Genomic DNA, 9,429 nt, shown 5'->3' with positions numbered 1-9,429 from the left:
GCTGGCCGCGGTGGAGCGCGCCTCGGGCCGCCCCGTGCCGTGCGAGCCCGCGCCGCGCCGCGCGGGCGACCCCGGGGCCCTGGTCGCCGCCGCCGGGCGCGCGCGCGCCGTGCTCGGCTGGAGTCCGGACCTGACGGACCTGGACAGCATCGTCAGCACGGCCTGGCGCTGGCACGCCGCCAGGGCCTGAGCCCCTTTCCGCCTGCCGAGGCCGCAACGCCATGCGCATCGTCGTCGTCAACCAGAGGATCATCGCCCGGACCTTCCGCGAGCTGGGCCACGAGGTGCTGGCCCTGGCCCTGGAGCCGGGCCCGCGCAGCCTGCCGCGCCTGCTGGAGGCCAACGGCCTGGACCGCTCCTGGCCCGAGCTGGTGCTCGAAGTGGAGCGCCTGTCGCCGCGCACCATCCTCATGGGCCTGGGGGAACTGGCCTGCCCCAAGCTGTTCTGGGCCATCGACGTGCACCTCAACGCCTGGTGGCACCGGGCCTACGCCCGGCAGTTCGACGCCGTGCTGTGCTCGCAGCTGCCCTGGGTCCGGCGGCTGGAGGCCCTGGGCGCGGGGCGGGTGGCCTACCTGCCGTGGTTCGGGGCCCACCGGCCCTGGCGGCCCTGGGCCGCCCGCGGGCGGCCCATGTGCCTTGTCGGCCGGGTCACGGCGCACCGCCCCGCGCGCCAGCGCATGGTCGGCCTCCTGGCGGAGCGCCACGGCCTGGAGCACTTGGACGGCCTGGACGCCGAGGCCATGCTCGACGCCTACGGCCAGACGCGGCTGGTGCCCAACGAGGCCATCTGCAGCGAGATCAATTTTCGGCTTTTCGAGGCCGCCTCATGCGGCTGCGCGGTCCTGAACCAGGCCGCCGAGGGCGGGGTGGGGCATCTGTTCGAGCCCGGGGTGGAGGTGTTCGAGTTCGCGGACATCCACGAACTGGACGCCCTGGCGCGGGCGCTGCTGGCCGAGCCCCGGCGGGCCGAGGCCGTGGGCCGTGCAGCCTGGGAGCGCGTACGGCGCGAGCATCTGCCCGAGCACCGCTGCGCCGCCATCCTGGACGCTGCGGCGCGGGCCGCGGGCTGCGCGCCCCGGGGCGCCGGGGCCGACGCGCACGCCTGGGACGCCGTGGGCCTGTTGGCCGAGGGCGGCATGGTCCAAAGCCCGGCCGCGCCGATCCTGGCGGCCCTGGGGCCGCTGGGCTGGGCCGAGCCCTGGGCCTTTGCCGGGCTGGTGCGCGCCCTGCTGCGCGCGGGGGAGGCCGGGGAGCTCGTGCGCCTGCTGCGTGCGGCCCTGGGCGCGGGGCGCTTCGCGGGCGACCTGGAGGCGGGGCTCGCGGCGTCGGGCGCGGCCCTGCGCGCCGGGGAGGCGGACCTCGCCCGGGCCTTCTGGCTGGGCCACGCCCGGGCGCGCGGGCTGGGCGACCGGGGCGGCGGGAGCCCCGTGGAACTCCTGCTGGCCTGGGCCGGGGAGTGCGAGCGCGCGGGGCTCGACGTACGCCCCGGGCTGCGTTTCGACGCCGGGCGCACCGTGCCCGGCTCGGCCCTGGAATGCCTGCTGTGGGCCAACGAGCTGGAGCCCGGGCGCCCCGGGATCATGCGCCGCCTGGACGCCGTGGCCGCGCGCCATGCGGGGATGGGCGAGTTCCGGCTTTCGGTGCTTTCCTGGCTTGGGCTGCGCGAGCCCGGCGACTGGCGCCTGGGGCTGGAGCTGGGGCTGGTGAACCTCCAGGCCATGCGCCTGCACCAGGGCTTGGAGGAACTGGCCCTGGCCCGGAGCGCGGCCCTGGCCCGGGGCGCCGGGGGCCGCTTCGACTCCGTGCTCGCCGCCCGGGGCGGCGCGGCCCTGGCCGGGGCGGTGCGCTCCCTGGCTGCGCGCCCTCAGTCGGACTGCGGGGCGGCCGCGTCCTGCGGCACACCCTCCAGATAGACCCCCTCGGCGATCCATAGCCCGTGGTAGGCGCGCCAGGAATCCTCCAGGGCCCGGGGGATGACGTGGCGCACGCGCACGCTGTGGGGCCGGGGGTGGCGCTCGCGCACGGCCTGGCCGAACTCGCGCAGGCCGAGCTTGTCCAGGGCGCTGCCGTCGGGGTCGGTCAGGGTCTCGGTGAAGTCGAAGAATTCCGTTTGCATGGCCAGGGGGGGCAGGGCGCGCAGGTGGCGGTTGTTGTCCAGCTGCTCGGCGCGCAGGGCGCGGCAGTTGTTGCCCGCGTGCTCGCGGTAGCGGTAGAGCCGCTCGGGCACGAAGGACGCCTTGGCCACGCCCGCGCGCTCGATGAGCGCGAAGTACAGCGCCAGGTCGCCAGCGGCGCGGCAGGGCCCGCCCGAGGGGTCGCACAGCCGGTCCGGCGGCAGCCCGCGCAGCAGGTAGCCCTTGAAGCTGCGCAATTGCGACAGGCACCAGAGCTGCTGGCGCACGGGCACCCCGGGCAGCAGGGCCCGGCCCGTGGAGCCCCGGCGGCCTTCGATTTCCATGTCCGTCCAGACCACGTCGTAGCCGCGGGCGTGCTCCCGCATGATCCGCGCGAGGGCCCCGGGCAGCAGGGTGTCGTCGCCGTCGACGATGGCCACGACCTCCGCGGGGGCCGGGTCCAGGCGGGCCAGGGCGTCCCGGGTGTTGCCCATGAGCCCGGCGCGCGCGGGCAGACTGCGCCAGCGGATGCGCGGGTCGTCCAGGTAGGGGCGCACGGCGTCGGCCGTGCCGTCGGTGGAGGCATCGTCGGCCACCAGCAGGCGCCAGTGGGCGTGGTCCTGGGCCAGGATGGAGTCCAGGCAGGGCCCGATGAAGGCCGCGCAGTGGCGGCAGGGCACCACCAGGGCCAGCCCCGTGGGGCTCAGGGCGCTACGCACGGCCCGCCCCGGGAGCGTCCGGGCGCAGCCCGGCGTAGAACTCCTCCAGGCGCGCCACGACGTGTTCCTCGGACCAGCTTTGCTCCATGAAGCGGCGCGAGGCCAGCCCGGCGGCCTCGCGGGCCTCGGGGTCGCGCGCCAGCCGGGCCAGGGCCGCGGCCAGGGCCGCCCGATCGCGGGCCACGATCCACGGCAGCCGGCCGCAATCGGCGAACTCGCGCATGTGCCCGGCGCACCAGTCGTCCAGCCCGGCCACCACGGGCACGCCCTGGGCCAGTGATTCCAGGCTGCTCATGCCGTAGTAGCCCTGCATGTGGTCGAAGACCATGTGGCAGCGGGCCTTGCGCCGCAGGCATTCCGCGTGGGGCGCGTCGTCGATGAGCTCCAGGCCCAGGTCCAGCCCCGCGGCGCGCAGCCCGGCCATCACGGCCAGCAGGTCGTCGGTGTTCTTCAGCTCCTTGCGCGTCGGCGCATGGGCCACCAGGGGCCGCCCGGCCGGCCGGGGCTCCACGGGGCGGTAGGCCGGGTCCTTTTCGGGCACGGGGTTGGGCTGCCAGCGCGCCCCGGGCAGCAGGCGCAGCAGGTCGGGCGTGGAAACCAGCAGGTTGCGCCTGCCCCGCTCGGCGTAGCGCGCGCGGTATTTCCCGGGGTTGGCCCGGAAGTCGGGGTGCCCGTGGTGGTGGTGGACCACCAGCTTGCCGCGCAGGAAGTCCGCCGGGAGGAAGGGCCCCAGGTGCAGGTGCTCGTCGGCGGTCATATGGAAGTGGAACAGGTCCGCCGTGCGCAGAGCGGCTTCCAGCTCCGCCAGCCCGGCCTCGTCCAGGTCCGGCACATGCAGGTCCTTGCGCCAGCCGTGGTTGTAGCGCGTCTCCAGCGTCGCCACGCGGCAGCGGTGGCCCGTCAGGCGGTTCAGGGCGTCGGCCAGGCCGACGGCCGTGCCCGCAGGGCCGTTGACGGCGATCATCAGGATGTTCACGGCCGTCCTCCGTTTCCGGCGGCCCGGCCCGCCTCCGGGGCCAGGTCGTCCCAGGCCAGCGGCTCGTCGGCCTCCAGGGCGCGCAGCAGCACCCGCCCGGGCAGCTCGTCCCAGTGCAGCGGCGAAAGCCCGGTCCCCGGGCATTTGACGGCCAGGTCGCCGGGGCCGAGCACCGTGCCCGGGGCCAGGGGCCGCGCGGCCACGACGCTCTTGCGCAGCTTGGCCGCCGTGGCCCGCTCGGCGGGGGTCACGGTCTTGGCGGTCACGCGCATGGCGGCCTCCAGCTCGCGGACCATGCCCGCCAGCCGGGCGAAACCCTCGGGGTCCAGGGATGCCTGGTGGTCCGTGCCGGGCAGGGTGCGGTCCAGGGTGAAGTGGCGTTCGAGCATGCAGGCGCCCAGGGCCACGGCGCCCAGGCTGGGGGCCAGCCCGGCCTCGTGGCCGGAGTAGCCCACGGGCAGGCCGAAGCGCCGGGCCAGCAGGGGCAGCACGGGCAGGGCCGCGTCCTCGGGCGGGCAGGGGTAGGAGGAGTTGCAGTGCAGCAGGATGAGCGGTGCGCCCCGGGCTTGCAGCTCGGCCACCGCCGCGGCGATTTCGTCCAGGGTGCTCATGCCCGTGGACAGCGCCACGGGCAGGCCCAGGGCCCCGGCGCGGCGCAGCAGCGGCAGGGTCGGCAGGTCCGCCGAGGCGATCTTGAGCAGCTCCACTCCCAGGGCGGCCAGCCCGTCCAGGCTGGGCGCGTCCCAGGCCGAGGCGAAGAAGACCAGCCCCAGGCTCTGGGCGTGGGCCTTGAGCCGGGCCAGGGCCTCCAGGGGCAGCTCCAGGGCCTGGCGGTGGGCGCCGTAGGTCGGGCCGAAGCTGTTGGGCCCCGTGTAGGGCGCGCGGCGCGCGGTGCCGGTGAGCAGGGCGCGCACGTCGCGTTTCTGGAATTTCACGGCGTCGGCCCCGGCGGCGGCGGCGGCCTCGATCATCCGCCGGGCCGTGGCCTCGTCGCCTTGGTGGTTGTTGCCGATTTCGGCCACCAGGAAGCAGGGCTGCCCGGGGCCGATGGCCCGGCCCGAGGCCAGGCGCACGGGGCGTTGCGCGTTCACAGGCGGACCACCTCCAGCCCGGCGGCGCCGGGCATGGCCCGCAGGCGGGCCTCGATGTCGTCGCCGCGCCCGAAGGATGTGACCACCACGGCGTCGCAGCGCAGGCCGGGCAACACTTCGGGCGGCAGGATGGGCCGGCCGCCGAGGGCGCCGCCGTGCTTGGCCGGGTCGCTGTCCAGCAGCGCCAGCACGGTCAGGCCCGTGCTGCCGAGGGCCGCGAGGACGACCTCGCAGGTTTCCGACGCGCCCCACAGGGCCAGGCGTGTGCGTCCGGCGGCCTCCAGCCGGGCCAGCTTGGCGCGTACCAGGGCCTTGATGGCCGTGTAGCCGCGCACGACCTCGGCACAATAGTCGCCCAGGAGGGCGCGGCGGGTTTCCTCGCCGGCGGGCGTGGGCTCGTAGCGGAAGCTTTTTCCGTTCACCGGCCGGGCGTCGATCAGCCCGCGCTCCTGGAGGTCGCGCAGGTAGGCGTTGACCGTGGCCGGAGACAGGCCCGTGCGCTCGCCCAGCACGGACTGGGAAAGGTCCGGCTCCTGGGCCAGGGCCTCCAGCAGGGCCAGGGTGCGCTGGGCGGTGCTGGGCCGGACGAACCGGCCCTGGTGGAGCAGCATGGGCAGCCTCCCGGCAAAATCGTTCAGTAGCCAAGTGATTCTATGCAAGACGCAGACCATTGTCAAACCCGCGCGCCGGGCGTGGCTATGGCGGCAATCCGGGCTGGCGTACCTTTGTGGCCTTGTGGCCTTTGTATAATATCTTGTAGTTTATGCCTTTTTGTGGAGTTCAATCCTGCAGGAGCCAAGGGGGTTGGCAGGCAGGCTTGATTTTTCTGCCGCGAGGTTTTGGACCATTCCGTTAGCTTGCTGAATAGTCCGGCCCCGGAATCGGCCGGTGCGCGGGTGTTGCGGCCCGGGGGGCAGCGAAAGGCCGGGCCCCCAGGAAACCGGGGCTGCGGGCGGAAAAACCCGGGATGCGGGGCGGCCGGGGTCGGGGCGGCGGTTGCGCGGGACGGACGGAGGGCCCGGGGTGCGGAAGATGCGGGATTGGGGGCCGAAGGGCTTCGGGATGCGCGGGGTCCGGGGCGGAAGGCCGGGCCGGGCGCGGGGCGGGTGGGCGCGAGGTCGCGGGGGGGGGCGCGGAATCGTAGGTAGGGCAGGGGGCGGCGGAGGGGAACAGGGAAGGGCGGAGATGCGCGGGCTGGCAGGCGGGGCCTGAGCCGCGAAGGCGGGGCGGATGCGGAGCCCGGGGGGGACGGCCCCCGGGGCGGCGGGCACCGTGGACGGTGCGCCGCGCGGTCAGCCCTGGCCTTCGGCCTTCTTGAGTTTTTTCGTGGCGAAGGCGCGCATCTTGCGCGCCTCGGCGAAGCCGGGGTTGATCTCCAGGGCGCGGGTGGCCATTTCGTCGACCTTTTCCCAGCGCTCCCAGTCGATGTACAGCCGCCCGATGTTGAAGAACAGGCCCGCGTCTTCATGGGAGAGGCGCACGGCCTTCATGTAGTACTTCTCGCTCATCTCGAACTCGCCCATCTTGCGCAGGACCATGGCCACGCGGTTGTAGAGGTGGGCGGATTCGGGGAAGTCCTTCAGGGCCTCGGTGAGCCATTGCAGGGCTTCGCGGTTGCGCTCGTGGCGCAGGAACAGTTCGGCTATCTCGTACTTGAGGTCGGTGTCGTCGGGAAATTGCAGGACGAGCTTGTTGAAGATGAACTTGGCGTCCTTGACCTTGCCCTGGCCCAGGAGCTGCTCGCCGCGGGCGAGCTGTTGGCGCTTGGTGTCCTCCAGGGCCTGGAGCATCTGGCGCGCCTCGGACACGGCCGAGTCCTGGAGGTCGTCCAGCAGCTCCTTGAGGGTGCCCAGCAGCGTCTTTTCCTCGCCCTCGGCGTAGGCCAGGACCATGGGGCACATTTTGCGGAAGCCCGCGTCGGAGTTCAGCAGGTCCAGGGCGTTTTGCAGGCTGCGCGAGAACTCGTCCTTCTCGTGCTTGATCAGCGGGGTGCGGACGATGATGCCGATGGCCTCGTGCAGCGAGACAATGGCGGGGTAGAGCTTCTCCTGTTTCAGGTAGCCCTTGATGCTGGCTATCTTCGATCTGGCCTTGATGAGTTCGCTGGACATGCTGCGCGCCTCCCCCGTCGTATCGGGCGCGCCGGGCCGCGTCTTGCCGCGTCCCGGCATGCCCTACAGGAAGTTCTGCCTGTTTTCCGCCCTCGCGTCTAGACTCCCGCGTGCTCGCGGACCATCTCCCGGAAGCGGTGGAAGAAATAGCGGCTGTCGTGGGGCCCGGGGCTGGCCTCGGGGTGGTGCTGGATGGCCAGGATGGGCTTTTTGGTGTGCCGGAAGCCTTCCAGGGTCTGGTCGTTCAGGTTCACATGGGTGACCTCAACGTCCCGCAGGCTGGCGATGTCCACGCAGAAGCCGTGGTTTTGCGAGGATATCTCGATGCGTCCGGTGGTCAGGTCCTTGACCGGGTGGTTCAGGCCGTGGTGGCCGAACTTGAGCTTGAAGGTCCTGCCGCCCAGGGCCAGCCCGAGGATCTGGTGGCCCAGGCAGATGCCCGCCGTGGGGTAGCGGTCGGCCAGCCGGGCCACTGTGTCCACCACGCCTTCGATGGCCGCCGGGTCGCCGGGGCCGTTGGACAGGAACACCGCGTCGGGCCCCCAGGCCTCGACCTGCCCGGCGGCCGTCCCGGCGGGGACGGCCAGGATGTCGAAGCCCTGGTCCTCGAGCAGGCGCAGGATGTTCCACTTGATGCCGAAATCGTAGACCACGACCTTGGGCCCGGTGCCGCGCCAGGGGCGGTCGCCGTCCCCCAGGGGCGCGGGGCGGCCATCGGCCCAGGCGTAGGGCCTGGCGGGCGAGACGCGGGAGGCCAGGTCCTGGCCTTCCATGGAGGGGATGGCCCTGGCGCGCTCGGTCAGTTCGGCGGGGGTGGCGTCGTCGGTGCTGATGACGGCGCGCTGGGCGCCGTGCAGGCGCAGGTGGCGCGTGAGGGCGCGGGTGTCGATGCCCTCGATGCCCACGACCCCGTGCTCGGCCAGGTAGTCGGGCAGGCTTTTCCTGGCCCGCCAGTTGCTCGGCGTCTTGCAGCATTCCTTGACGATGAACGCCTCGACCCACACGCGGTCGGACTCCACGTCGTCGAGGTTCACGCCGTAGTTGCCGATGAGCGGGTAGGTCATGCACACCATCTGGCCCGCGTAGGACGGGTCGGTGAGCACTTCCTGGTAGCCGCTCATGCCGGTGTTGAAGATGGCCTCTCCCTGGGCGTTGCCCTTGCCGGTGAAGGACAGGCCCTCGAAAAAGGTGCCGTCTTCCAGAGCCAGGAATGCTTTCATCAGGCGTTCTCCGAGAGTCTCGCGATGACTTTGTCCACGTCTTCGGGCCGGTCCACGCCGCAGGTGCGGTGGGTGGTGGGCACAACGTAGATGGGGATGTCGTTTTCAAGCAGGCGCAGCTGTTCCAGGCGCTCGCGCGTTTCCAGTTCGCTGGGGCCCAGGGCCACGAAGCGCCGCAGGGTGTCCATGCGGAAGGCGTACAGCCCCACATGGCCCCAGAACGGGCCGGGTTCCCCGTCGCGGTCGTGGGGGATGGGCGCCCGGGAGAAATATAAGGCATTGCCGCGCTTCGTCCAGACGACCTTGACCTGGTCGGGGCTGGCGGCCTGGGCCGCGTCGATGCGCGCGGCCAGGGTGGTCACGCGCATGGCCGGGTCGGCGAAGGGCTCCAGCAGCTGGGCGAGCATTTCCGGGGCCAGCAGGGGCTCGTCACCCTGGATGTTGACCACCACGGCGTCCTGGGGCACGCCCAACTGCTCGGCGGCTTCCAGGGCGCGGTCCGTTCCGCTGGCGTGGGTGGCGGCGGTCATGACCACGGGCACGTTGTAGCGGCAGGCGGCGTTGTAGATGCGGTGGTCGTCGGTGGCCAGGACCACCCGGCCCAGCAGCGGGCACTGGATGGCGCGCTGGTAGACGTGCCAGAACATGGGCCGGCCCAGGATATCGGCCAGGGGCTTGCCCGGAAAGCGCGAGGAATCGTAGCGCGCGGGGATGATTCCGTAGCAGGGCGGCAGTTGCGGCATGGTGCTCACAGGTAGCTTGCGATGCGTTCGGCGGCCTGCCGGGTTCCGCCCCGGCGGGTGTCCACATAGGCCGCCACCCGGGCGCGCACGTCCTGGCGCGCGGGGGGGCGGTCCAGGGCCGCGATCATGGCCCCGGCCAGTTCCCGGGGGCCGTCCACCTCGACGGCCAGGCCCTGGTCCACGATATCGCGGCCGACCCAGGCGAAGTTGGACCAGTGCGGTCCGATGACCGGCACGACGCCGTGGGCCAGGGGTTCGAGGAAATTCTGCCCGCCCAGGGGGCGCAGGCTGCCGCCCACGAAGGCCGCCGTGCAGAAGGCATAGGCCCCGGCCAGCTCCCCGAAGGTGTCCCACAGGACCACCGATCCCGGGGCGGGCGGCGCGGCCAGGGTCGAGCGCATGACGGGCGGCAACCCGCATTCATACAACGTCCGGCGCCAAAAGTCGAGCCT

At 72.8% G+C, this 9,429-nt stretch carries 8 protein-coding genes and 2 pseudogenes; 2 read left to right on the top strand and 8 right to left on the bottom strand.

Annotated elements, in window-relative coordinates; all coding sequences use genetic code 11:
- Together M0P34_RS10150 and M0P34_RS10145 are read left to right on the top strand one after the other, a co-directional pair.
- Nucleotides 1–190: pseudogene (locus M0P34_RS10150) on the top strand (UDP-glucose 4-epimerase GalE); the annotation flags it as partial.
- 31 nt (nucleotides 191–221) lie between these two features.
- The gene (locus tag M0P34_RS10145; RefSeq protein WP_291498800.1) at nucleotides 222–1,916 is read left to right on the top strand and encodes a glycosyltransferase; all 1,695 of its coding nucleotides are present in this window, start codon (nucleotides 222–224) and stop codon (nucleotides 1,914–1,916) included.
- Here the strand turns inward: M0P34_RS10145 and M0P34_RS10140 are convergent.
- The 8 genes and pseudogenes from M0P34_RS10140 to M0P34_RS10105 form a co-directional block, all read right to left on the bottom strand.
- On the bottom strand, nucleotides 1,868–2,836 hold the full coding sequence (locus M0P34_RS10140) for a glycosyltransferase family A protein (protein WP_291498799.1): 969 nt from the start codon (nucleotides 2,834–2,836) through the stop codon (nucleotides 1,868–1,870). The two genes, M0P34_RS10145 and M0P34_RS10140, sit on opposite strands and share 49 nt — an antisense overlap.
- Entirely contained in the window at nucleotides 2,829–3,812 is a 984-nt protein-coding gene (locus tag M0P34_RS10135; protein WP_291498798.1) for a glycosyltransferase family 1 protein, read from the bottom strand. The genes M0P34_RS10140 and M0P34_RS10135 overlap by 8 nt, the downstream gene beginning before the upstream one ends.
- The gene (locus tag M0P34_RS10130) at nucleotides 3,809–4,903 is read right to left on the bottom strand and encodes an N-acetylneuraminate synthase family protein (protein WP_291498797.1); all 1,095 of its coding nucleotides are present in this window, start codon (nucleotides 4,901–4,903) and stop codon (nucleotides 3,809–3,811) included. Before M0P34_RS10130 ends, M0P34_RS10135 begins: the two co-directional genes overlap by 4 nt.
- Nucleotides 4,900–5,514 carry a winged helix-turn-helix transcriptional regulator gene (locus M0P34_RS10125; protein ID WP_291498796.1) on the bottom strand — a complete coding sequence of 205 codons (615 nt, stop codon included), beginning with the start codon at nucleotides 5,512–5,514 and terminating at the stop codon, nucleotides 4,900–4,902. Before M0P34_RS10125 ends, M0P34_RS10130 begins: the two co-directional genes overlap by 4 nt.
- Nucleotides 5,515–6,195: 681 nt before the next feature.
- Nucleotides 6,196–7,014 (bottom strand): tetratricopeptide repeat protein, encoded by an 819-nt coding sequence (locus M0P34_RS10120; protein WP_291498795.1) that lies wholly within the window; start codon nucleotides 7,012–7,014, stop codon nucleotides 6,196–6,198.
- 98 nt (nucleotides 7,015–7,112) lie between these two features.
- Nucleotides 7,113–8,234, bottom strand: a complete 1,122-nt coding sequence (gene carA / locus M0P34_RS10115) for a glutamine-hydrolyzing carbamoyl-phosphate synthase small subunit (RefSeq protein WP_291498794.1) — start codon at nucleotides 8,232–8,234, stop codon at nucleotides 7,113–7,115.
- Complete coding sequence (kdsB, locus tag M0P34_RS10110) at nucleotides 8,234–8,977, bottom strand: 3-deoxy-manno-octulosonate cytidylyltransferase (RefSeq protein ID WP_291498793.1); 744 nt, start codon at nucleotides 8,975–8,977, stop codon at nucleotides 8,234–8,236. The genes carA and kdsB overlap by 1 nt, the downstream gene beginning before the upstream one ends.
- 5 nt (nucleotides 8,978–8,982) lie before the next feature.
- Nucleotides 8,983–9,429: pseudogene (locus M0P34_RS10105) on the bottom strand (3-deoxy-D-manno-octulosonic acid transferase); the annotation flags it as partial.

This window comes from Desulfocurvus sp. (genome assembly GCF_023230885.1).
Taxonomy (GTDB): Bacteria; Desulfobacterota; Desulfovibrionia; order Desulfovibrionales; family Desulfovibrionaceae; genus Desulfocurvus.
The sequence above is the reverse complement of the archived record's forward strand: the minus strand, read 5'-3'. Positions and strand labels throughout refer to the sequence as shown.